Origin of the sequence: Nguyenibacter sp. L1 (assembly GCF_035199985.1) — a bacterium.
In the GTDB taxonomy this organism is placed as follows: Bacteria; Pseudomonadota; Alphaproteobacteria; order Acetobacterales; family Acetobacteraceae; genus Gluconacetobacter; species Gluconacetobacter vanlangensis.
The window spans coordinates 629,570-651,343 of sequence record NZ_CP127015.1 but is presented as its reverse complement, the minus strand read 5'-3'; the positions used below and the strand labels follow the sequence as shown (position 1 = coordinate 651,343).

The 21,774-nt window shown below is 71.6% G+C and carries 19 protein-coding genes; 12 read left to right on the top strand and 7 right to left on the bottom strand.

All coding sequences use genetic code 11. The annotated features are described in order from the left end of the window. Positions 1 to 80: 80 nt before the first annotated feature. The 8 genes from QN315_RS02910 (at position 81) to QN315_RS02875 (ending at position 8,064) form a co-directional block, all read left to right on the top strand. Positions 81 to 1,298: a cysteine desulfurase family protein gene (locus QN315_RS02910; RefSeq protein ID WP_408904576.1), complete on the top strand. Its 1,218-nt coding sequence runs from the start codon at positions 81 to 83 to the stop codon at positions 1,296 to 1,298. After that, positions 1,295 to 2,560, top strand: a complete 1,266-nt coding sequence (locus QN315_RS02905; protein ID WP_323991416.1) for an aminotransferase class V-fold PLP-dependent enzyme — start codon at positions 1,295 to 1,297, stop codon at positions 2,558 to 2,560. Before QN315_RS02910 ends, QN315_RS02905 begins: the two co-directional genes overlap by 4 nt. Then, on the top strand, positions 2,548 to 2,862 hold the full coding sequence (locus tag QN315_RS02900; RefSeq protein ID WP_176641461.1) for a ferredoxin family 2Fe-2S iron-sulfur cluster binding protein: 315 nt from the start codon (positions 2,548 to 2,550) through the stop codon (positions 2,860 to 2,862). The genes QN315_RS02905 and QN315_RS02900 overlap by 13 nt, the downstream gene beginning before the upstream one ends. 25 nt (positions 2,863 to 2,887) lie before the next feature. After that, positions 2,888 to 3,967: a tRNA 2-thiouridine(34) synthase MnmA gene (gene mnmA / locus QN315_RS02895; protein ID WP_323991415.1), complete on the top strand. Its 1,080-nt coding sequence runs from the start codon at positions 2,888 to 2,890 to the stop codon at positions 3,965 to 3,967. 75 nt (positions 3,968 to 4,042) lie between these two features. Further along, positions 4,043 to 4,726 carry a glutathione S-transferase C-terminal domain-containing protein gene (locus QN315_RS02890; protein ID WP_323991414.1) on the top strand — a complete coding sequence of 228 codons (684 nt, stop codon included), beginning with the start codon at positions 4,043 to 4,045 and terminating at the stop codon, positions 4,724 to 4,726. Between the two features lie 7 nt (positions 4,727 to 4,733). After that, positions 4,734 to 5,882, top strand: a complete 1,149-nt coding sequence (locus QN315_RS02885; RefSeq protein ID WP_323991413.1) for a glycosyltransferase family 4 protein — start codon at positions 4,734 to 4,736, stop codon at positions 5,880 to 5,882. A 122-nt stretch (positions 5,883 to 6,004) separates the two neighbouring features. After that, entirely contained in the window at positions 6,005 to 6,991 is a 987-nt protein-coding gene (locus tag QN315_RS02880) for a GTP-binding protein (RefSeq protein ID WP_323991412.1), read from the top strand. 8 nt (positions 6,992 to 6,999) lie between these two features. Beyond that, complete coding sequence (locus QN315_RS02875; RefSeq protein WP_408904575.1) at positions 7,000 to 8,064, top strand: WD40 repeat domain-containing protein; 1,065 nt, start codon at positions 7,000 to 7,002, stop codon at positions 8,062 to 8,064. A gap of 30 nt (positions 8,065 to 8,094) precedes the next feature. Here QN315_RS02875 and QN315_RS02870 read toward each other — a convergent pair whose 3' ends face one another. From QN315_RS02870 to QN315_RS02860, 3 genes are all read right to left on the bottom strand, one after another. Then, the gene (locus tag QN315_RS02870) at positions 8,095 to 9,483 is read right to left on the bottom strand and encodes a chloride channel protein (RefSeq protein ID WP_408904574.1); all 1,389 of its coding nucleotides are present in this window, start codon (positions 9,481 to 9,483) and stop codon (positions 8,095 to 8,097) included. Between the two features lie 157 nt (positions 9,484 to 9,640). Next, positions 9,641 to 10,534, bottom strand: coding sequence for a cation diffusion facilitator family transporter (locus QN315_RS02865; RefSeq protein ID WP_323991409.1), 894 nt, complete (start codon positions 10,532 to 10,534; stop codon positions 9,641 to 9,643). Between the two features lie 3 nt (positions 10,535 to 10,537). Continuing rightward, positions 10,538 to 11,518 (bottom strand): cation diffusion facilitator family transporter, encoded by a 981-nt coding sequence (locus QN315_RS02860; RefSeq protein ID WP_323991408.1) that lies wholly within the window; start codon positions 11,516 to 11,518, stop codon positions 10,538 to 10,540. A gap of 141 nt (positions 11,519 to 11,659) precedes the next feature. Here QN315_RS02860 and QN315_RS02855 point away from each other — a divergent pair, with 141 nt between their 5' ends. Further along, positions 11,660 to 13,342, top strand: a complete 1,683-nt coding sequence (locus QN315_RS02855) for an NAD(P)/FAD-dependent oxidoreductase (RefSeq protein ID WP_323991407.1) — start codon at positions 11,660 to 11,662, stop codon at positions 13,340 to 13,342. 43 nt (positions 13,343 to 13,385) lie between these two features. Here QN315_RS02855 and QN315_RS02850 read toward each other — a convergent pair whose 3' ends face one another. Then, a complete protein-coding gene (locus QN315_RS02850; protein ID WP_323991406.1) occupies positions 13,386 to 15,659 on the bottom strand; it encodes a primosomal protein N' in 2,274 nt (757 codons plus the stop codon). Positions 15,660 to 15,764: 105 nt separating this feature from the next. Here QN315_RS02850 and QN315_RS02845 point away from each other — a divergent pair, with 105 nt between their 5' ends. From QN315_RS02845 to QN315_RS02835, 3 genes are read left to right on the top strand one after another with little or no spacing between them, the layout of a single operon-like run. After that, positions 15,765 to 16,754, top strand: a complete 990-nt coding sequence (locus QN315_RS02845; RefSeq protein ID WP_323993800.1) for a tyrosine recombinase XerC — start codon at positions 15,765 to 15,767, stop codon at positions 16,752 to 16,754. 46 nt (positions 16,755 to 16,800) lie between these two features. Continuing rightward, the gene (gene pip / locus QN315_RS02840; RefSeq protein ID WP_323991405.1) at positions 16,801 to 17,757 is read left to right on the top strand and encodes a prolyl aminopeptidase; all 957 of its coding nucleotides are present in this window, start codon (positions 16,801 to 16,803) and stop codon (positions 17,755 to 17,757) included. 11 nt (positions 17,758 to 17,768) lie between these two features. Beyond that, entirely contained in the window at positions 17,769 to 18,764 is a 996-nt protein-coding gene (locus QN315_RS02835) for a pepsin/retropepsin-like aspartic protease family protein (RefSeq protein WP_323991404.1), read from the top strand. Positions 18,765 to 19,077: 313 nt separating this feature from the next. Here QN315_RS02835 and QN315_RS02830 read toward each other — a convergent pair whose 3' ends face one another. From QN315_RS02830 to QN315_RS02820, 3 genes are all read right to left on the bottom strand, one after another. Then, positions 19,078 to 19,332 carry a type II toxin-antitoxin system Phd/YefM family antitoxin gene (locus tag QN315_RS02830; RefSeq protein WP_323991403.1) on the bottom strand — a complete coding sequence of 85 codons (255 nt, stop codon included), beginning with the start codon at positions 19,330 to 19,332 and terminating at the stop codon, positions 19,078 to 19,080. 274 nt (positions 19,333 to 19,606) lie between these two features. Beyond that, positions 19,607 to 20,170: a hypothetical protein gene (locus QN315_RS02825; RefSeq protein WP_323991402.1), complete on the bottom strand. Its 564-nt coding sequence runs from the start codon at positions 20,168 to 20,170 to the stop codon at positions 19,607 to 19,609. 190 nt (positions 20,171 to 20,360) lie between these two features. Continuing rightward, a complete protein-coding gene (locus QN315_RS02820) occupies positions 20,361 to 21,725 on the bottom strand; it encodes an ammonium transporter (protein ID WP_323993797.1) in 1,365 nt (454 codons plus the stop codon). Positions 21,726 to 21,774: the final 49 nt, after the last annotated feature.

The window sequence follows — 21,774 nt, the reverse complement described above, 5'->3', positions numbered from 1 at the left end:
AGATAAATCGTCTTTAACATTCGACATGGCGGCTCGGCACGCAGGGCGGGGCGGCCGTTTCGGAGAATGTCGCGGGCAGGATGTCGGCCATGGAGCGTGATTTTTTCTACTTCGATGCGAATGCGTCGGAACCGGTGCGCCCGGCGGCGCTGGCCGAGTTGAATCGCGTGGCCGCCCTGGCGGGCAACCCGTCATCGGTTCATCGGGCGGGGCGGGAGGCGCGGGCGGTCCTCGAATCGGCGCGGGAGCGTCTGGCCGGGCTGTTCGGCGCGCGGGCCGACAATTGCGTCTTCACCGCGGGCGGGACCGAGGCGAACGCCCTGGCGATCGCGGGGTTGGGTGCCGGCCGGCCGGTCCTGGCCTCGGCCGTCGAGCATGACGCGGTGCGGGCGGCGGCGGGAGGCGACAGGACGGGAAGCGATGGGAGGGGGGACGATTCGGCGAGTCCGGGGTCCGGCACCGTCATTCCGGTCGATGAACGGGGCGTGGCGCGGCTGGACGTGCTGGAGCGGATGCTGGCCGCGCGTGCGCGGGCCGGGGCGCCGCCGCTGGTGTGCCTGATGCTGGCGAACAACGAGGTGGGCACGATCCAGCCGGTGGCCGAGGCGGCGCGCCTGTGCCGGGCCCATGGGGCGCTGCTGCATGTCGACGCGGTGCAGGCGGCGGGGCGGATCGCCGTGGACCTGGCCGCGCTGGGGGCCGACAGCCTGGCGGTGTCCGGCCATAAATTCGGCGGGGTGAAGGGGGCGGGCGCGCTGCTGCTGGCGGGGGAGGCGACCCGGGTGCTGCCGCCGCTGATCGCGGGCGGCGGCCAGGAGCTGGGGCGGCGCGGCGGCACGCAGGCCCTGCCGGCGATCGCCGCGATGGCGGTCGCGGCCGGCGAGGCGGTGGCCGGGCTGGCGGACGAAGCCGCGCGCCAGGCCGGGCTGCGCGATGCGATCGACGCGGCGGCGCGGGAGGCGGGCGCGGTAATCTGCGGGGTAGGGGCGCCGCGCCTGCCCAACACCACGGCGCTGGCGCTGCCCGGGCGGGCGGCGCAGACCCAACTGATCGCGCTGGACCTGGCCGGGTTCGGGGTGTCGGCGGGGTCGGCCTGTTCGTCGGGCAAGGTGGCGCGCTCGCACGTGCTGGAGGCGATGGGGCTGGGCGCGCTGGCGGGGGAGGCCATCCGCGTGTCGCTGCCCTGGAACGTGCGGGAGGCGGATGTCGCGGCGTTCATCGCCGCCTATGCCGCGATGGCGGGGCGGCTGGCGCCGCGCGCGGCGGCGGGGATCGTGGCGGAGAGGAAGCAGGGATGAGCGACGCGGGCATGAATGAAGCGGGCCTGAGCGGCGGTGCGGCGATGGGGCCCCTCTATCTGGATTACCAGGCCACCACGCCCTGCGATCCGGCGGTGATGGCGGCGATGATGCCGTGGTTCGCCGAATCGTTTGGCAATCCGCACAGCGCCGACCACGTGCTGGGGCGCCGTGCCCATGACGCGGTCGAGGCGGCGCGGGACGCGGTCGCGGCGCTGCTGGGCGCGGACAGCCGGGAGGTCGTGTTCACCTCGGGCGCCACCGAGGCCAACAACATCGCCATCAAGGGGGCGGTGCGGTTCCTGGCGGCGCGGGGGGATGCGCGGCGGCGGGTCGTCACGGTGGCGACCGAGCATAAATGCGTGCTGGAATCGGTGCGTGACCTGGCGGACGAGGGGTTCGAGCCGGTGATCCTGCCGGTCGGGGCGGACGGGCGGCTGGACCCCGGGACGCTGCGGGACGCGCTGGCGGTGCCGACCCTGCTGGTCAGCATCATGGCCGCGAACAACGAGACCGGGGTGCTGCACGACCTGGCGGCGCTGGCGCCGATCGTGCGGGCGGCGGGGGCGCTGCTGCACAGTGATGTGGCGCAGGCGGCGGGCAAGATCGCGCTGGATGTCCGGGCGATGGACCTGGACCTGGCATCGGTGTCGGCGCACAAGCTGTACGGACCCAAGGGGGTGGGGGCGCTGTATGTGCGTCGGCGGCCGCGGGTGCGGCTGGCGCCGCTGTTTTCCGGCGGCGGGCAGGAGCGCGGGCTGCGGTCGGGCACCCTGCCGGCGCCGCTGCTGGTGGGGTTCGGCGAAGCCTGCCGGCTGGCGCGCGCGCTGCGCCTGGAGGAGGGGCGGCGCCTGGCGGCGCTGCGCGACCGGTTCCTGGCCCGCCTGGTGGCGGCGGAGCCGGGCGTGACGGTCAACGGGTCGATGGCGCACCGGCTGCCGTCCAACCTGAATCTGCGCTTCGCGGACGTGCGGGCGCTGGACGTGATCGCCCATGCGCCGGAATTGTGCCTGTCGACCGGGTCGGCCTGTTCCTCGGCCGAGCTGGCGCCGTCCTATGTGCTGACGGCGATGGGGCTGGACGCGGCGCAGGCGGCGCGGAGCTTGCGTCTGGCGGTGGGACGCTATACCTCACCCGCCGATATGGATCGCGCGGCCGCGATCCTGTGCCGGGCGGTGGCGGATGCGCGCGCGGCGGGATCGGGAGCGGCCGCGCATGCCACCCACGACGACACGGCCAGGACAGAGACATGCCGCATATGATTTTCATCGACAGCGACGGGACGCGCCGGGAGGTGGACGCGCCGATCGGGCTTTCGGTCCTCGAGATCGCCCACAAGCATGGCGTGGACCTGGAAGGCGCGTGCGAGGGGTCGCTGGCCTGCGCCACCTGCCATGTCGTCGTCGATCCGGACTGGGCGGCGAAGCTGGCCGCGCCGACCGAGGACGAGGAAGACATGCTGGACCTGGCCTTCGGCCTGGAGAAGACGTCGCGCCTGGGCTGCCAGATCGTGATGACCGAGGCCCTGGACGGGCTGGTCGTGCGCCTGCCGCGCACGGCCTGACGGAAGAAGGGAAGGGGGACGGCCCATGCGGATCATGGTCGCCATGTCGGGCGGCGTGGACAGCAGCGTGGTCGCGGCACGGCTGGTCGCCGAAGGGCACGAGGTCGTGGGCGCGACGCTGCAGCTCTATGATTCGCGGCAGAGCGCGCGCAAGGGCGCGTGCTGCGCCGGGCGCGACATCCACGATGCGCGCCGGGTGGCCGACCGGCTGGGCATCCCCCACTACGTCATCGATGCCGAGAGCCGGTTCCGCGAGAGCGTGATCGAGACCTTCGCCGATGCCTATGCCGGCGGCGAGACGCCGGTGCCGTGCGTGGCCTGCAACCAGGGGGTGAAGTTTACCGACCTGCTGGGCATGGCGCGCGACCTGGGGGCCGAGGCGATGGCGACGGGGCATTATGTCCGCCGCGTCGAGGGGCCGGACGGGCCGGAACTGCACCGCCCGGTCGATGCCGGGCGCGACCAGTCCTGGTTCCTGTTCGCGACCACCCGGCGGCAACTGGAGTTCCTGCGTTTTCCGCTGGGCGACATGCCGGACAAGGATGCGGTGCGCGCCGAGGCCGCGCGGTTCGGCCTGTCGGTCGCGGCCAAGCCCGACAGCCAGGACCTGTGCTTCGTTCCCGACGGGTCCTATGCCGACCTTGTCGAGGCGCTGCGCCCCGAGATGGCGGGCGCGGGCGAGATCGTGGACGCGGCGGGGCAGGTGGTCGGCCGGCATGAGGGGGTGACCCGCTTTACGGTCGGGCAGAGCCGGCGGCTGGGCCAGGCCGCGATGCGCGACGGGGCGCGCCAGATGGTGGTGGGCATCGAGCCCGCCTCGCGCCGGGTGGTGGTCGGCCCGCGCGCGGGCAGCGCGGTGCGCGACCTGGCGCTGCGCGACGTGAACTGGCTGATCGATCCGCCTGCGGGCGATCTGCGCTGCCTGGTGCAGATCCGTGCGCGCGAGGCGGCGCGGCCGGCGGTCGTGCGGCGGACGGAGGACGGCGCCGCGGTGCTTCTGGACGAGGCGGCGATGCCGGCGCCGGGCCAGGCCTGCGTGCTGTATGACGGGACCCGCGTGCTGGGCGGCGGGTTCATCCGCCGGCGCGCGCCCGGCGCGGCCTGAGCGTTCGTTCGGCAGCGTTCATTCGGCGTTTACGTTTACCTCCGGCGGCGGCGCCGGAGCGGGGAGGAGACGGGCATGGCGGATGGCAGGCTGATCATCGGCACCAAGCGATATTCGTCCTGGTCGCTGCGCGGCTGGCTGGTCGTGCATCTGGCCGGGCTGGACGTGGAGGAGGTGCTGATCCCGATCGCGGGCGGCGGGGGCACGGCGGGGATCAGGGCGGTGTCGCCGAACGGGCTGGTGCCCTATCTGGAGCATTGCGGCGCGCGGGTCTGGGAAAGCCTGGCGATCGGCGAATATTGCGCGGAGATCGCGCCGGCCCTGTGGCCCCGCGAACGGGCGGCGCGGGCCCATGCGCGGAGCATCGCGGCCGAGATGCATGCCGGTTTCGGGGCGCTGCGCGCGGCGCTGCCGATGAATCTGGGGCGGGTGGCCCGTCCTCTCGGGGGGCAGGGTCTGGCCGGCGGTCTGTCCGATGCCGTGCGGGGGGACGTCGCGCGGATCGAGGCCGTCCTGTCGGAGACCCGGGCGGCGTTCGGGGGCGGGGGGCCGTACCTGTTCGGGGGCGAACTGACGGTCGCCGATGCGATGTATGCGCCGGTGATCGCGCGGTTCCTGTCCTATGACGTGGCGCTGTCGCCGGTGGTGGCGGCGTATGCGGCGTCGGTGCGGACCCATCCGCTGATGGTGCGCTGGTATGACGAGGCGGCGCGCGAGCCGGAAGCCTGGCGGCTGGATCGTTACGAATCCGTGGCGTGACGGCCTGATGGCCGTGCCGAGGGTGATGACCGTGCTGCCGCCGCGCGAGCGTTTCGCGCCCGGGTGCAGCGGGGTGATCGGCCTGCTGGTGCATCGCCTGGCGGGTGCCGGGGACCTGGTGGTCGGGGCGGCGGTGGACGATCCGTTCGCGGACGTGGCGTTCCGGGCGGTGCCGCGCGCCTGGTTGCCGATCAGCGGGGCGTTGCGTGGAGGGGCGCTGGGCGGCGCGGGGCGCTATGCCGCCGGGGTGGCGCGGCTGGTGCGCGAGATCGGGCCGGACATGGTGGAAATCCATAACCGGCCGGATATCGCCTGGGCGCTGGCGCGGCGCTTTCCCCGGCTGAGGATGGTCCTGTTCCTGCATAACGATCCGCCGGCGATGCGCGGCGCGCGCAAGCCCGGGCAGCGCGCGGCGATCGCGCGGCGCATGCGGGTGGTGGCGGTGTCCGACTGGGTGCGGGGGCGGTTCCTGGATGGCGTGTCCGAGGACGTGCCCGGGGGGGCGGGTCTGGCCGGTCGTGTGGAGGTGGCGGCCAACTGCATCGACCTGGCATCGCTGCCGGCGCCGTTGCCGCCCGAGGCGCGCGAGCGGGTGATCCTGTTCGCCGGGCGGGTGGTGGCGGACAAGGGGGCGGATTCCTTCGTCGCCGCGTGCGGGATGGTGCTGCCGGAGCTGCCGGGCTGGCGGGCGGTGATGATCGGGGCGGACCGGTTCGGGGCGGATTCGCCCGAGACCCCGTTCCTGGCGGCGTTGCGTCCGGCTGCGCGGGCGGCCGGGGTGGAACTGGCGGGCTATCTGCCGCATCGCCGGGTGGCCGAGGCGATGGCGCGGGCCGCCATCCTCGTGGTGCCCAGCCGGTGGCCGGAGCCGTTCGGGGTGGTGGCGCTGGACGGGATGGCGGGCGGGGCGGCGCTGATCGTCGCGCCGCGCGGCGGGTTGCCGGACGTGGTCGGCGAGGCGGCCCTGCAGGCCGAGCCGGACCCGCCGGCGATGCTGGCGGCGGCGATCCGCAGGTTGGCGCGATCGCCGGAGGAACGGGCGGAATTCTCGGCGCGCGGGCTGGCGCGGGTGCAGGCATTCGACCGGCCGGCGGCGCGGATGCGGCTGGAGGCGTTGCGGCGGCGGGTGCTGGAGGAGGCGGTGCCGTCGGGGTGAGGTCGCCTTCTGGGTGGGGTCGGGGCGACTTTGAAATACGACTTTCCGAGGCCGGGGGGATGGGACGGGCGCGCCGGCGGGCCTATATGCAGGCATCGATGGATGCATGGACAGGAGACGACATGTCTGAAACCCAGCAGGCGAATCGCGACGCCCTGGTGCCCGTGACGGTGCTGACCGGCTTTCTGGGGGCCGGGAAGACCACGTTGCTCAACCATATCCTGACCGCGGAGCATGGGCGGAAATATGCCGTCGTGATCAACGAGTTCGGGGAGCTGGGCGTCGATAACGACCTTGTGGTGGATGCCGACGAGGAAGTGTTCGAGATGAACAACGGCTGCATCTGCTGCACGGTGCGGGGCGACCTGATCCGCATCCTGGGCAGCCTGATGAAGCGGCGGGGGAAGTTCGACGGCATCATCGTCGAGACCACCGGGCTGGCCGATCCCGCGCCGGTCGCGCAGACATTCTTCGTCGACGAGGACGTGCGGGGCAGGACGCGGCTGGATGCGGTGGTCACCGTCGTCGATGCCGCGAACGTTCTGCAGACGCTCGACGAGAGCCCCGAGGCGGTGAACCAGATCGCGTTCGCCGATGTGATCATCCTCAACAAGGTCGATCTGGTGGACGAGGCGGGGCTGGCGGCGATCGAGGCGCGCATCCGCACGATCAACGCGGTGGCGCGGCTGCATCGGGCGCAGCGGGGCGGCGTGGCGCTGACTGACGTGCTGGACCAGGGCGGGTTCGACCTGCAGCGGGCGCTGGAGCATGCGCCGCGCTTCCTGGAGGATACCAGCCATGCGCATGAGGAGAACGTGACCTCGGTCTCCTATGCGGTGGAGGAGCCGCTGGATGCGGCGAAGTTCCAGGCCTGGATCGGGGCGCTGCTGCAGGAGCAGGGGGCGGATATCCTGCGGGCCAAGGGAATCCTGAATTATGCGGGCGAGGACCGGCGCTTTGCCTTCCAGGCGGTGCACATGATGGCCGATGGCGGGTTCATCGGGCCGTGGAGGGAGGGGGAGGCGCGGGAATCGCGGCTGGTCTTCATCGGCCGGAACCTCAATCGCCCGCGCCTGCGCCGGGGTTTTGAAAGCTGCCGCGCGCAATGAGCGATACGATGAGCGGCAAGGTGGCCGATCGGGGCGTGCCGGCGGGGCTGCTGGAGACGCGCGGGGCGGTGCGCGGCGTGGACGGGCATGTGACGGCCTGCGCGGCGTCGCGCGACAGCCGGCGTTTCGCGTTCGCGACCGGCGAGGGCGACGTCGTCCTGGCCGCGCGGGAGGATTTCGGCGATGCCGCGGCCTGGCAGGTGCTGACGGTGCATGACGGCGCGATCCTGTCCCTGGTGCCCGATGCGGCGCCGGGCGGGTTCCTGACCGGCGGGGACGATTGCGCGTTGCGCCGGGTCGGCGCGGACGGGGCGGTTACGGACCTGGCGCGCGGCCGGCGTTGGATCGAGCATGTGGCAAGCTGGTCGGACGGCAAATCGGGGGTGATCGCCTTTGCCGCGGGCAAGCAGGTGGAACTGCGCGACGCGGCGGGTACGCGGACGCTGAAGGTGCTGGAGCATCCTTCGACCGTCAGCGGCATCGTCTTCGACGCCAAGGGCAAGCGGATCGCGGCGTCGCATTACAACGGCGCGTCGCTGTGGTTCGTGCATGCCAAGGTTGACACGCCCCGGCGGCTGGACTGGAAGGGAAGCCATACCGGAATCGCCATCCAGCCGGGCGGCGAGGCGCTGGTGACGGCCATGCAGGAAAACGACCTGCATGGCTGGCGCCTGTCGGACGGGCATAACATGCGCATGAGCGGCTATCCGGCGAAGGTGCAGTCCATGGCGTTCTCGCGCACTGGCAAGTGGCTGGTGACCGGGGGGGCCGACAGCGTGGTGATGTGGCCGTTCTTCGGGGGTGGCCCGATGGGCAAGCCGCCCTCGGAACTGGCGGGGCTGCCGGGGGTGATCTGCCGGCGGGTCGCGTGCCATCCGGTGCATGAGATCGTGGCGGCCGGGTTCGCCGACGGCACGATCCTGCTGGAGGATGCGGCGGCGCAGCGCGTGCTGCCGGTGCGCGGCGGCGGGGGCGGTGCGGTCTCGGCCCTGGCCTTCAGCCCCGACGGCAGCGCGCTGGGGTTCGGCACCGAGGACGGGCAGGTCGGGATCGTGGACCTGGCGTCGAAGTGAGGGGCGGGCCCGTGAGGGAGCCTGTCCCCCTTACGGGCCGGTGACGGCGGGGACGCGCGGCGGCGTCGTGGCCTCGGCGATCGGTTCGGCGGTGCTTTCCACCACCACGAGGAATTTCTCGGCCAGGGCGCTGTAGAGCGAGTGGCCGCAGACCATGCGCGAGACCGCGTAGGCCAGGAACGACGTCGCCAGCAGGGCGAGGGTGACCTGCTGGTTGTCGCACATCTCCATCACGATGACGGTCGCGGTCAGGGGGGCCTGCACGACGGCGGAGAAATAGGCCACCGTGCCCAGCAGCACGACCGCGCCCGGCGTGGTGTGGGGCAGGTACTGCGCCACCCAGCCGCCGATCCCCGCCCCGATGGCCAGCGACGGCGCGAACAGTCCGCCGGGGATGCCCGAGCAGTAGGACACGATGGTGGCGATGAATTTCAGGATGAAGAACGAGGCCGGGTAGTGGGTCTGGCCGGCGATGATCTCGCGCGCCTGGGCGTAGCCGGTGCCGTAGGTGATGCCGCCCGATGCCAGACCCATGATCGCCAGGATCAGGCCGCAGAATGCCGCGAAGGCCACGGGCTGGCGGGTGACGAAGCGGCCCAGCAGGCCGGGCAGGCCGGAGGCGCTGCGGATCAGGATGGCGGAGAAGGCGCCGCCGCTGAGGCCGCCCAGGATGCCGCAGGCGAGCACGGCGATCCAACTGATGCCGATCGGGACCACGACGTCGGTATGGCCGAAATAGGTGTAGTTGCCGATGAGCGCGATGGCGGTGACGCCGGACAGGATGACGCCGGTCAGCATCGTGCCGCTGGTGCGCTGTTCGAAGGAGTGGCTGAGTTCCTCGATCGCGAAGACGATCCCGCCCAGCGGCGTGTTGAAGGCGGCCGAGACGCCCGAGGCGCCGCCGGCCAGGATCAGCCCGCGCCGCATCCCCACCGCCGACAGGTTCAGCCAGCGTCCGAACGCGTGCATGATCGCGGCGCCGACCTGCACGGTCGGGCCCTCGCGCCCAATCGAGGCGCCGGCCAGCAGGCCCAGCGTGGTCAGCAGAATCTTGCCGAAGGCGATGCGCAGCGACAGCAGCCGGTCGACGACGGCGAAATCATCGAGATGCAGGGTCGCGATGGTCTGGGGGATGCCCGAGCCCTGGGCGCCGCGGAACCAGGTGCGGGTCAGCCAACTGGACAGCGCGAGGCCGGCCGGGGTGATCGCCAGCATGATCCACGGGTCCCAGGCGATCATGCGGGTCCGCAGGGCGGCGGCCTGATCCGCCGCGGCGGCGAAACCCACCGCCACCAGGCCGACCAGGATCGCGGCCGCCCAATAGACGATCTTGCGCCGCCATTGGGCCGTGGTGACCCGCGCGGAGCGGCGCAGATGGCGCATGTGGCGGATGCGCAGCTCGGTCAGGTCGGTCTTCATCGCTCTTGCCTGGGGCGGTAGGACCCGGCCCGGGGCGGGACGGGGAAACGATTTGGCAACATGTGCCCCCTTTACGCGGATTGCCCCGCCGATTCCACTGGAACGAGCGGGGCATGCCCGCTTCCTGCCGGATGCTGGGTTGTGCCGGGCACGTGGGTTACGGAATGGTTATGCCGCAACGCTTGGCCTTGCGGTCCGGTTCGACGTGGATGTGGATCAGCGCCTGGCCGATCCGGGCGCGCAGCGCGGCCTCGATCCGGTCGCAGATCTCATGCGCCGCGTTGACGCTCATGGTGCCGGGGACGACCAGGTGGAATTCGACGAAGGCCATCGCGCCGACGATCCTGGCGCGCAGATCGTGTGCTTCGATCGCGCCGTGGCCGCTGGCGGCGATGACGTTGCGGATCACCGTCAGCGTGTCCGGGTCGGGGGCTTCGTCCATCAGGCCGGCGATCGAGCGGCGCATCATGATCCATCCGACGCGCAGCACGTTCAGCGCGATCAGCGCGGCCAGCGCCGGGTCCAGCCATGTCAGGCCGGTGAGTGGGATCAGGGTGAAGCCGCAGACCAGTCCGACCGTGGTCCAGACGTCGGACATCACGTGCTGGCCGGCGGCGACCAGGGTGGGCGAGCGCCGGGCCCGGCCCGAGCGGAGCAGGACCAGCGCCCAGGCCAGGTTCAACAGGCCCGCCGAGCCGTTCAGCGCGATGCCGGCAAGGGGGGCGCGGGGCAGGGCGGGGTGCAGCCAGTCGATCCAGGCCTCGCGCCCGATGGCCAGCGCCGTCAGCAGCACCAGCACGCCCTCGGCCACCGCCGAGAGATATTCGGCCTTGTAATGGCCGTAGGTGTGGTTTTCGTCCGGCGGGCGGCTGGCGATGCGCAGGGCCCACAGGCCGGCGACGGCCGCGACGACGTTGATGATCGTCTCCAGCGCGTCGGAATAGAGCGCGATCGAGCCGGTGGCCCGCCAGGCGGCGTATTTCAGCCCCAGGGCGGCGATGCTGACGCCCAGGCTGGTCCAGGCCAGGGCGTTCTTGCTGATATGCGGCATGGATCAGATCGTCGCCGGGTCGGCCAGGACGCAGCGGGCGGCGTCGGACTGGGTTTCGATCTGGAAGGTCGTATGGCCGATGCGAAAGCGCAGGCGCAGCGTCTCGGCCGCGTCGCTGAGCAGCGTGTCGTCGGCGGGCGGAGCATGGGTGAGGCAGGTCGTGCGCACCAGATGGACGGTGAGCGCCGTGTCCGTGGTGCTGATCGGCCAGATATGCAGGTCGTGCAGGTCGGTCACGCCGGGCAGGGCGCGCAGATAGGCCTCGACCCCCGCGCGGTCGATGGCGCGCGGCACGCGGTCCAGCGCCATGTCCAGCGAATCGCGCAGCAGGGACCAGGTGCCGGCGACGATGGTGGCCGACACCACCAGGCTGATGACCGGATCGACCCGGAGCCAGCCGGTATAGAGGATGATCGCCCCGGCGATCACCACGGCCAGCGACATCAGCGCGTCGGCGGCCATGTGCAGGAATGCGCCGCGGATATTCAGGTCGTCGCCGCCGCGCAGGAACAGCAGGGCGGTGATGCCGTTGACCAGGATTCCGGCGCCGGCCACCGCCATGATGGTGCCGCCCGGCACGGCCGCGGGCGTGACCAGGCGCAGGATCGATTCCCACGCGATGCCGCCGGTCACCAGTAGCAACGCCGCCGCGTTGCCCAGCGCCGCCAGGATCGAGGAGCGGCGGAGGCCGTAGGTATAGTCGGCGCTGGGGGCCTGGCGCGACAGGCGCTGCGCCAGCCATGCGGCGGCCAGGGCCAGCACGTCGGACAAATTATGCCCCGCATCGGCCAGCAGGGTCAGGGCGTGGGACGCGACGCCCCAGCCGGCCTCGGCCGCGACATAGGCCAGGTTCAGCGCGATGCCGATGGCGAAGGCCGTGCCGAACGAGGCGGGAGCGTGGGCATGTCCATGCCCATGCCCATGCATGTGGTGATGCCCGTGGTCGTGGTGATGCGCGTGCGGATGGTCGTGCGGCTCGGCCATGGGTTCCCGACTCTGATGACCCGACTCTGATAAGCCGACTCTGGGGTGGCCTCTGTATCAGACGCGCCGAGCGCGGGGCGAGTCCCGTGTTGCGTCGCCGTGCTTTCATCGGGGGCGGCGTGCGTGATAGGACCCCGTTTCATGATCCGACTGACCGAAATCAGGCTTCCGCTCGACCACCCGCCCGAGGCGCTGGAGGCGGAAATCGTCCGGCGGCTGGGCATTGCGCCGGGCGACCTGCTGGAACATGGGGTGTTCCGCCGCGGCTATGACGCGCGGCGGCGGGGGGCGGTCGTCCTGGTCTATACCGTGGATTGCGCGGTGCGCGACGAGGCGGCGGTCCTGGCGCGGCTGGCCGGCGCGCGGCATGTCGCGCCGGCGCCGGACATGACCTATCGCTTCGTGCTGGATGACGGGGCGCGGCTGGCGGCGGGTGCCGGTTATCGCCGCCCGGTGGTGATCGGCGCGGGGCCGTGCGGGCTGCTGGCCGGGCTGGTGCTGGCGCAGATGGGGCTGCGACCGCTGATCCTGGAGCGCGGCAAGATCGTGCGCGAGCGTACGGTCGACACGTTCGCGCTGTGGCGCAGGTCGGTGCTGACGTCCGAGAGCAACGTCCAGTTCGGCGAAGGCGGGGCGGGCACGTTTTCGGACGGCAAGCTGTACAGCCAGGTCAGCGATCCGCGCCATTACGGTCGCAAGGTGCTGGCGGAATTCGTCCGGGCCGGCGCGCCGGAGGAGATTCTGTACCTGTCCAAGCCGCATATCGGCACGTTCCGCCTGGTGTCGATGGTCGAGCATATCCGGGCCGAGATCGAGGCGCTGGGCGGTGAATACCGCTTCGGCACGCGGGTCGAGGAGGTGCTGGTGGAGGCCGGGCCGGACGGGCGGCGGGTCGCGGGCGTGCGGCTGGCGGATGGCGGCGTGGTGGAGACCGGCCATGTCGTGCTGGCGATCGGCCACAGCGCGCGCGATACGTTCGCGATGCTGCATGCGGGCGGCGTGGCGATGGAGGCAAAGCCGTTTTCGATCGGCGTGCGCATCGAGCATCCGCAATCGGTGATCGACGCCGCGCGGTTCGGCGCCCAGGCGGGGCACACGCTGCTGGGGGCGGCGGATTACCGGCTGGTGCATCACGCGTCGAACGGGCGGGCGGTCTATTCCTTCTGCATGTGTCCGGGCGGCACGGTGGTCGCCGCGACGTCCGAGGAAGGGCGCGTGGTCACCAACGGCATGAGCCAGTATTCCCGCGCCGAGCGCAACGCCAATGCCGGGATCGTGGTCGGAGTGACCCCGCAGGCCGACTATCCGGACGGGCCGCTGGCCGGCATTGCCTTCCAGCGTCATTGGGAACGGCAGGCCTATCTGGCCGGAGGCGGCGATTATCGCGCGCCGGCCCAGCGCGTGGGCGATTTCCTGGCCGACCGGCCGTCGACCCGTCTGGGCGCGGTAGAGCCGTCCTATCGCCCGGGCGTGACGCCGACCGACCTGGCGCTGTGCCTGCCCGCATTCGCCGTCGATGCGATGCGCGAGGCGCTGGCGGCGTTCGGCCGGGAACTGGACGGGTTCGCCATGGAGGACGCGGTGATGACCGGCGTGGAGACGCGGACATCCTCGCCGTTGCGCGTTCCGCGCGGGCCGGACGGGCAGAGCGTCAATACCGCCGGGCTGTTTCCGGCCGGCGAGGGGGCGGGCTATGCTGGCGGCATCCTGTCGGCCGGGATCGACGGGATCCGCATCGCCGAGGCGGTGGCGCTGAGCCTGGCCGGGCGGGAAGTGGACGGGCTGATCCGCCAGACCATGACGCGGAGCGCGTCCGCCCAATAGGCTGGGTCCCAATAGACTCCCAATAGACTGGGTACAGGGCGGTCTACAGGAACGAGATCGGGTCGATATCGACGTCGATCCGGGCGCCGCGGTCGGGGGGGACGCGGTCGAGCCATTGGCGGACCAGGGGCTGGACGGCGATGTCGCGGCGGGTGCGCAGCAGCAGGCGTCGGCGGTGGCGGCCGCGCAGGATGGCCAGGGGGGCGGGGGCGGGGCCGAGGACCTGCACCCCGTCGCCGTGCGGCGCGGCCTCGCCCAAGGCGCGGGCGGTGGCGTCGGCGGCTTCGGGCGTGTCGGCGCTGACGATCAGGGCGGCCAGGCGCCCGAAGGGGGGCCAGAAGCCGGGGCGGCGCTGTTCGGCCTCCTGCCGCATGAAATTCTCGAAATCGCCCAGCACCAGGGCCTGCATCACCGGGTGTTCGGGGGTGTAGCTTTGCAGCATGACCGTGCCCGGGGCCTCGGCGCGGCCGGCGCGGCCGGCGACTTGGTGCAGGAGCTGCACCGTGCGTTCCGCCGCCCGCAGGTCGCCGCCGCCCAGGCCGAGATCGGCATCGACCACGCCCACCAGGGTGAGATGCGGGAAATGCCAGCCCTTGGCGACGATCTGCGTGCCGATCACCAGGTCGATCTCGCGCCGGGCGATGCGGGCCACGGCGTCGGCGGTCGCGGCCGGGCCGGGCAGGGTGTCGCTGGCCATGACCAGGATGCGGGCATCGGGGAAGGTGGCGCGCGCTTCCTCGGTGATGCGTTCGACGCCGGGGCCGATCGGGGTGAGGCTGGATTCGGCCTTGCATGAAGGGCAGGCCGGGGGCGTGGGGTCCTGATAGCCGCAATGATGGCAGGTGACGATCCGCCGCGCGCGATGTTCGACCAGCCAGGCGGTGCAGTTGGGGCATTGCAGCCGGTGGCCGCAGGTGCGGCACAGGGTCAGCGGCGCGTAGCCCCGCCGGTTGAGGAACAGCATGGCCTGTTCGCCGCGGCCCATCGTTTCATCGAGGGCGGCGGCGAGCACCGGCGAGAGGAACAGGCCGCGCTCGGGCGGGTGGGCGCGCATGTCGATGGTGCGCACGTCGGGCATGCCGGCCCCGCCATGGCGCGCGCGCAGGACCAGGTGGCGGTAGCGGCCGGCCCCGACATTGGCCAGGGTTTCCAGGCTGGGGGTGGCGGAGACCAGGATGGCCGGGGCGTTATCCATGCGCGCCCGCACCACCGCCATGTCGCGGGCATGGTAGGTGACGCCGTCTTCCTGCTTGAAGGCGCTTTCATGTTCCTCGTCCACGATGACCAGGCCCAGCTCGGCGAAGGGCAGGAACAGGGCCGAGCGGGCGCCGACCACGACGCGGGCGGTGCCGTCGGCCACCGCCCGCCAGGTGACGCGGCGCAGGCGCGGCCCCAGGTCGGAATGCCATAGCGCGGGTTCGGCCCCGAAGCGCCGGGCGAAGCGGCCGGTCCATTGCGCGGACAGGGCGATTTCCGGCAGCAGGACCAGGGCCTGGCGGCCTTTTGCCAGGCAGGCGGCGATCGCCTCCATGTAGATCTCGGTCTTGCCCGAGCCCGTCACGCCTTCGAGCAGGGTGACGGAGAACCCGCCCGCCGCCGCCAGGTCGCGCAGGGCCTGGGCGGGCTGGGCCTGGTGATCGCCCAGGGTGGGGGGGCAGTGGCCGGGATCGGGCGCGGCGAAGGCGGGAGCGGGCGCCAGGGTGACGGGGCGCAGCGCGCCGGCATCGGCCAGGCCGCGCACCACGCCGGCGCCGACGCCGGCGCGGCGCGCCAGTTCGGCGCCGCCCAGCGGCCCGTCGCGCGACGCGACGTCCAGCACGCGCCGGCGGGCCGGGGTGTCGCGCAGCCCGGCCGGGGGCGGATCGGCCGGGGCCCAGCCCTGGGCCCGACCTTGGGCGGGGGCGGCCTGGGCGGACTGGCTGGTGCGCAGCGCCATGGCGAGCACCAGCCCGGGCGGCGAGAGCGTATAGGCCGCGACCCAGTCGACGAAGCGGCGCAGGGCGGCGGGCAGGGCGGGCAGGCCGGCGCGGGCGATGACCGGCTTGAGCCGTCCGTCGGCGACGGGCCGGCCGGGCGGCGGGGCGAATTCGGGAGGGAGGGTGCCGTCGCGGTCCCAGACGACCCCGGTTTCCGTGCGGCGGCCCAGGGGGACGCTGACCACCTCGCCCGGCCGCACATCGTCCAGCCGGCCGTCATCGGGCAGGGCGTAGTCGAACGGTCCGGGGAAAGGCAGCGGCAGCAGCACGGAGACGCGCCGGCGCGCGGCGGCCCCGGGCTTCCGCCCCGGGGCGGGTTTGTCTAGTGTCGTGCTGGCCATGAGGTTTTCTATCCGCCCTGCCGCGTTCTGTCTTGTCCGGTTTGGGCGCCGATGCCGGGTGCCGGCGATGGGGGGCGCATGACCGGGGAACGGACGGGGGAGCGCATGGAGGGGGTGGCGCTGCGCGACGCCTTCCTGTCCTGGCTGCGGGACGAGCGGCGGGCATCGGTGCGGACGATCGACGCCTATCGCGGCGACCTGGACCGGTTTCTGGATTTCATCGGCCCGCATGTCGGCGACGCGGTCGACCTGGCGGTGCTGGACCGGCTGGCGCTGGCGGATCTGCGTGCCTGGCTGGCGCATGAGCATGCCCTTGCATCGGCCCGGTTGACCCGGTCTGCGAAGCCCGGAGGGCGGCGCGGCACGCCGGAGCGCGCGGCGCGGACCCGGGCGCGGCGGGTTTCGGCCGTGCGGTCCTTCTTTCGCTATCTGGCGCGGCGGCATGGCCTGACCAATCCGGCGCCGGGGTTGCTGGCGGCCCCCCGCACCCGCGCGCCGCTGCCGCGTCCACTGGGCGAGGCGCAGGCGCTGGAGGTGGCGCCGGGGGTGGCGGACCTGGCCGCCACACCGATGGCGCAGTCGCGCGACGCGGCGCTGTTCGTGCTGCTGTACGGGTGCGGGCTGCGGATTTCCGAGGCGCTGGACCTGGATATACGCGACCTGGACCGGGCCCGGGTTGCCGACGACACGCTGCTGGTGCGCGGCAAGGGCGGGCGCGAGCGGCTGGTGCCGGTGCTGCCGCCCGTCATGCGGGCGCTGGCGGACTGGCGGGCGCGGCATCCGGCGCCGCTGGACGATGCGCCGCTGTTCGTGGGCGCGCGCGGCGGGCGGCTGCAGCCCGCGGTGGCGCAGCGGGCGATGCGGGCCTGGCGGGAGGTGGCCGGCCTGCCGGAGCATGCCACGCCGCATGCGCTGCGCCATTCCTTTGCCACGCACCTGATGAAGGGCGGGGCGGATTTGCGGGTGATCCAGGACCTGCTGGGCCATGCCAGCCTGTCGACCACCCAGCGTTATACCCTGGCCGACGAGGCGCAGTTGATGGAGGTGTGGACCCGCACCCATCCGCGCGCCGGCGGGGCGGCATCGGATTCGTGACCCCGGATTCGCGTCCCCTCGGATCCGTGACAGAGGAGCCAAGTTCGTGACATCTGCCCGCACGCTCTATCCGCCGATCGAACCCTATGCCCATGGCCATCTGGATACCGGCGACGGGCACCAGGTCTATTGGGAATTATGCGGCAATCCGGACGGCGTGCCGGTGGTGTTCCTGCATGGCGGGCCGGGGGGCGGGTGCGCGCCGGACCATCGGCGCCTGTTCGATCCGGCGCGCTATCGCATCCTGCTGTTCGACCAGCGCGGATGCGGGCGGTCGCTGCCGCATGCCGAGCTGGAGAACAACACGACCTGGCACCTGGTCGCGGACATCGAGCGGCTGCGCGCGCTGAGCGGGGCGGAACGCTGGCTGGTGTTCGGCGGGTCGTGGGGATCGACCCTGGCGCTGGCCTATGCCGAGAGCCATCCGGAGCGGGTGACGGGGCTGATCCTGCGCGGGATCTTTACCCTGCGGCGCGCCGAATTGCGGTGGTACTACCAGGAGGGGGCGTCCTGGCTGTTCCCGGACAAATGGGAGCGTTTCCTGGCGCCGATCCCGCCGGCGGAGCGGGACGACCTGATCGCCGCCTATCGCCGCCGCCTGACCGATCCGGATCCGGCGGTGCGCGTCCGCGCCGCCATCGCCTGGAGCGTGTGGGAGGGGGAGACGATCACCCTGCGGCCGCTGGCGGCGCTGTCGGCCCAGCATGGCGACACGGATTATGCGCTGGCCTTCGCGCGGATCGAAAACCATTACTTCGTCCATCACGGATGGCTGGAGGAGGGGCAACTGATCCGCGATGTCGGGCGCATCCGCCATATTCCCGCGCTGATCATCCAGGGGCGCTATGACGTCGCCACCCCCATGCGCACCGCCTGGGACCTGCATCTTGCCTGGCCCGAGGCGGCGTTTCGCCTGATCGACGATGCCGGCCATGCGGTGTCGGAGCCCGGGATACGGGACGCGCTGCTGGACGCGACCGATCGTTTCGCCTCGATCGTGTGATCCGGCGGCATGTGATCTGGCAGCATGTGATCTGGCAGGTGCGGGAATGCGTGCGCGGTTTGCGGAGCCGGGTGGTGCTGGCGATCGGCCTGTCGGCGGGAATCCCAGCGGCGGGCCCAGCGGCGGGCCAGGCGGCGTGGGCCGCGCCGGCGCCGTCCTGCGCACCGGTGCTGCTGGCGCGCCTGACGCTGCGCGATGATGGCGGCTATCTGTCGGTGCCGGCGCTGGTGGCGGGCCGGCCGTTCAGCCTGCTGGTCGATACCGGGGCCGAGGGCGGGCTGATCGACGGGGCGGTCGCCGCTGCCCTGGCGCTGCCGGTCGATATGCAGCGGCGTACGATCCTGCAGGGGACGGGCGGGGGTGGGGCGGTGGTGCCCGATATCGTCATTCCCGACCTGCGGCTGGGCACGGCGCGGACCGGGCTGCTGGCGCTGGGGGCGCTGTCGGTGCCGGTGGGCGCCCTGCCGGGTCAGCCGATGATCGTCCCGCCGGTCGCAGGATTGCTGGGAAGCGACGTGCTGGCGCGCTTCGACGTCGAATTCGACGGGCCGGGCGGCCGGCTGTCGCTGTGGCGGCCGCCTGCGGGCGGGTGCGCGCCGGCGCCGGCCTGGCGCGGCGCCTATACGGAGCTGCCGGCGGCCCGCCTGGGGCAGCGGCTGACGGTGACGGTCGTCCTGGACGGGGTGCGGCTGACGGCGCTGGTCGATAGCGGGGCGCGGTCGCGCATCCTGTCGCAGGCGGCGGCGGCGCGGCTGGGGGTGACGGCGGACCGGCTGGCGATCGATCCCGGGGGCGAGGCCAGCGGCGTGGACGGGCGGCCCGTCCTGTATCACTGGCATCGTTTCGGCAGCCTGCGCGTGGGCGGGGGAGTGGAGCGCGCGCCGGTGCTGACGGTGCTGCCCCTGCATGAGCCGGTGGACATGCTGCTGGGCGCGGACTGGTTCGCCCGGCATGCGGTCTGGCTGTCCTATGGCGCCGGCCGGGTGTTCGTCCGGCCGGCGCCTTGAGCATCGGAGGCGGGGAAGCTTGGATGTTCAGTCCCGGGATTTGATGGTGCAATCTTTTCGCGAGAGCGGAAGGAAGCGCTATGGGATCAACCCGAAGACAGTCGCCAAATGGAAGGGGGCGCGCGTGAATCTTGTCCATCAGGGATAGCGAGACACGCGCCTGGCCTGCGGCAAAAGAGACCTGAACCGGGTCAGCACAGGCCGAATAAAGGCCTCGCTGAACTGTCCGGTGACCGTGTCCCCGCGTAGAGGGCGTCCTGCCAATGCCAGAGATAGGGGTATCTGAGGACCGTCCCGGGTCGCAGACCGACGCTCACTGCGTTGATTCGGTCGACGCCAGATGCGCATCGATAGCCGTCGCGATATCGTGCGCCAGGGGCCCCGGCAGGTCCGCAGTGGCGCCCGCAATCCGATCCTCCGGACTGCGCACCAGGGCCTCGTATTGCTCCACGCTCAACACAACCAGGCGCGGCTTGCCACGCTGGCTGATCGATACCGGCCCTTGAAGAGCGCTGGCAATGATGTCCCCGGATTTGCGGGACAGGTCGCTCGTTGAGAATGTCCGCATTTTGTTCCTCCCTGAAGGTCGGACAAAATACATGATTTACAGCATTGTTGGCAATCGTCCCCAGATCGGGTCGTAGAGCCATATCCGTTCACACTGGTTCACGGATATGGGGTTCACGGATATGGCTCTAATTTATTGTTTTATCGAGCATCTTTGTCCGACCGGATGAGTCCATCCGGTCGGATGATGCCCCAGTGTCCCGAGGACACTGGGATCAATATTTTAGTGGCCTGCTGATCCGAGAAATTCTCATAAGAATTTCTCGGGCAGGACACTAGCCTTTGAGGTGGGCGTTGCAGACGCTGTAATAGCCGCCGCCCTTCTGGATCCATTTCAGGCCGCCATTGCCGTTGGTGGCCTTGTTGGCGTTGTATTGGTCCAGGCAGGTATGCATCCGCGCCTTGCCGGGGCTTTCGCTGGTATATTTCGGCGAGACCGCGTTGGGCAGCACCGCGTTGCCGGGAACCGCGGCCGTGGCGGGGGCGGATTTGGCCGGCATCGGGGCGGCGGCCGGGGCGGCCGGCGGCGGGGATGCCGCGCCCGGAGCCGTGGGCGCGGCCTGGGCCGCCGGGGACGGCGCCGCGGGCATGTTGGCGGCGGGCGTGGCGGTGGCGGGGGCGGCGGCCGTGCCTTGGGCCGCGCCGGGCGCCGCGCATTGCGTGGCCTTGAAGTCCTTGTAGGTCTGGCCCTTGATGGTGCCGGCTTTCCGCTCGGCGTTGAATTTCTTGTAGCACGCCTGCGCGGCGCTGACGGCGTGGGCGTGCGGCGCCCCCAGCGCGAGGGCGGGAACGGTCAGAAGCAGGCCGAGCGCGAGCCGGCCGCGAATCGCATGAACCATGAGGAAGGCAACCCTTTCCGTTTGCGGAACGGCACGCGCCGGCGGCCGTGCCGGACGTGGCGTTCGGTCTGGACGATTCTTCATAACAGTTTGACATGAATACGGAAAGAAAAAGGCCGATCCGGGGTGGAGCCCCCAGATCGGCCAGTCGGTCGGCCAGCCGGCCAGCATGCCCGCGCGGGGCGCCGCGTCAGTTGATGCGTTCGCCGTGCTGGGTCATGTCCAGCCCCTCGACCTCGTCCTCGCGGCTGACGCGCAGGCCGATGGCGAGGTCGACGATCTTGAGCAGGATGAAGGTCACGACGGCGCACCAGACGATCGTCACGCCGACCGCCTTGGCCTGGATGACGAACTGCGCGAACGAGCCGCTGATGCCGGCGGGATTGGCGTCGGTGGCCGAGAGCGGGCCGTAGGCGAACACGCCCGTCAGCAGCGCGCCCAGGATGCCGCCCACCCCGTGCACGCCGAACGCGTCCAGGCTGTCGTCATAGCCCAGCAGGTGCTTGAGCGAGGTGGCGGACCAGAAGCAGACCACGCCGGTGGCGAGCCCGATGGCCAGCGCGCCGCCCGGCAGCACGAAGCCGGCGGCCGGGGTGATGGCGACGAGGCCGCCCACCGCGCCGGAGATGATGCCCAGCACCGTCGGCTTGCCGGTGCGGATCCATTCCGCGACCATCCAGCCCACGCCTGCCGCCGCGGCGGCGATCTGGGTGGTGGCCATGGCCATGCCGGCGCGGCCGTTCGACCCGACGGCCGAACCGGCGTTGAAGCCGAACCAGCCCACCCACAGCAGCGACGCGCCGATGACGGCGTAGGTCAGGTTGAACGGGGCCAGGTCGTCGGTGCCGTAGCCGTGGCGCTTGCCCAGCACCAGGGCGGCCACCAGCCCGGCGATGCCGGCATTGATGTGCACGACCGTGCCGCCGGCGAAATCGATGGCGCCGAAGCCCGCGACCCAGCCGATCGGGCTCCAGACCCAATGGGCGATCGGGGCATAGACCAGCAGCGACCACAGGACGGTGAAGACGCACAGGGCGCTGAATTTCATGCGGTCGGCGAAGGCGCCGGTGATCAGGGCCGGGGTGATGATCGCGAACGTCATCTGGAACATCATGTAGACGCTCTCGGGGATCGTCATCACCGTGGGGTTGGACGAGCCCTGGCCGAGCGTGAAGCCGATATCGGCGCCCTTGGCGATATGCGCGCCGATGCCGTTGAGCATGACGCGCGACAGGTCGCCGATATAGGGCGTGCCGGTCGAGAAGGCGAGGCTGTAGCCCGCGACCATCCAGACGATGGTGATGATGCAGCAGATCGCGAAGGACTGCATCAGCGTGGCCAGCACGTTCTTCTTGCGGACCATGCCGCCATAGAACAGCGCCAGGCCCGGGATCGTCATCATCAGCACCAGGGCGGTGCTGGTCAGCATCCACGCCGTGTCGCCGCTGTTGATCGGCGGAGGGGCGTCGGCCGCCAGGGCGGGCGCGGCCGTCGCCAGCAGGGCGGCCGCCGCCAGGAGGGGGGACGTTACGACGGGGGAGAGGCGGCGGCGCATCGGGGGCTGCGTGGTCTGTCGCAGGGTCTGCATCGAGGTCTGCATCGGG

Coding starts and splice junctions, on each gene's coding strand:
- QN315_RS02910 (WP_408904576.1), top strand. CDS start 81: ATGTCGGCCATGGAGCGTGATTTTTTCTACTTCGATGCGAATGCGTCG.
- QN315_RS02905 (WP_323991416.1), top strand. CDS start 1,295: ATGAGCGACGCGGGCATGAATGAAGCGGGCCTGAGCGGCGGTGCGGCG.
- QN315_RS02900 (WP_176641461.1), top strand. CDS start 2,548: ATGCCGCATATGATTTTCATCGACAGCGACGGGACGCGCCGGGAGGTG.
- mnmA (WP_323991415.1), top strand. CDS start 2,888: ATGCGGATCATGGTCGCCATGTCGGGCGGCGTGGACAGCAGCGTGGTC.
- QN315_RS02890 (WP_323991414.1), top strand. CDS start 4,043: ATGGCGGATGGCAGGCTGATCATCGGCACCAAGCGATATTCGTCCTGG.
- QN315_RS02885 (WP_323991413.1), top strand. CDS start 4,734: ATGGCCGTGCCGAGGGTGATGACCGTGCTGCCGCCGCGCGAGCGTTTC.
- QN315_RS02880 (WP_323991412.1), top strand. CDS start 6,005: ATGTCTGAAACCCAGCAGGCGAATCGCGACGCCCTGGTGCCCGTGACG.
- QN315_RS02875 (WP_408904575.1), top strand. CDS start 7,000: ATGAGCGGCAAGGTGGCCGATCGGGGCGTGCCGGCGGGGCTGCTGGAG.
- QN315_RS02870 (WP_408904574.1), bottom strand. CDS start 9,483: ATGAAGACCGACCTGACCGAGCTGCGCATCCGCCACATGCGCCATCTG.
- QN315_RS02865 (WP_323991409.1), bottom strand. CDS start 10,534: ATGCCGCATATCAGCAAGAACGCCCTGGCCTGGACCAGCCTGGGCGTC.
- QN315_RS02860 (WP_323991408.1), bottom strand. CDS start 11,518: ATGGCCGAGCCGCACGACCATCCGCACGCGCATCACCACGACCACGGG.
- QN315_RS02855 (WP_323991407.1), top strand. CDS start 11,660: ATGATCCGACTGACCGAAATCAGGCTTCCGCTCGACCACCCGCCCGAG.
- QN315_RS02850 (WP_323991406.1), bottom strand. CDS start 15,659: ATGGCCAGCACGACACTAGACAAACCCGCCCCGGGGCGGAAGCCCGGG.
- QN315_RS02845 (WP_323993800.1), top strand. CDS start 15,765: ATGGAGGGGGTGGCGCTGCGCGACGCCTTCCTGTCCTGGCTGCGGGAC.
- QN315_RS02830 (WP_323991403.1), bottom strand. CDS start 19,332: ATGCGGACATTCTCAACGAGCGACCTGTCCCGCAAATCCGGGGACATC.
- QN315_RS02825 (WP_323991402.1), bottom strand. CDS start 20,170: ATGGTTCATGCGATTCGCGGCCGGCTCGCGCTCGGCCTGCTTCTGACC.
- QN315_RS02820 (WP_323993797.1), bottom strand. CDS start 21,725: ATGCGCCGCCGCCTCTCCCCCGTCGTAACGTCCCCCCTCCTGGCGGCG.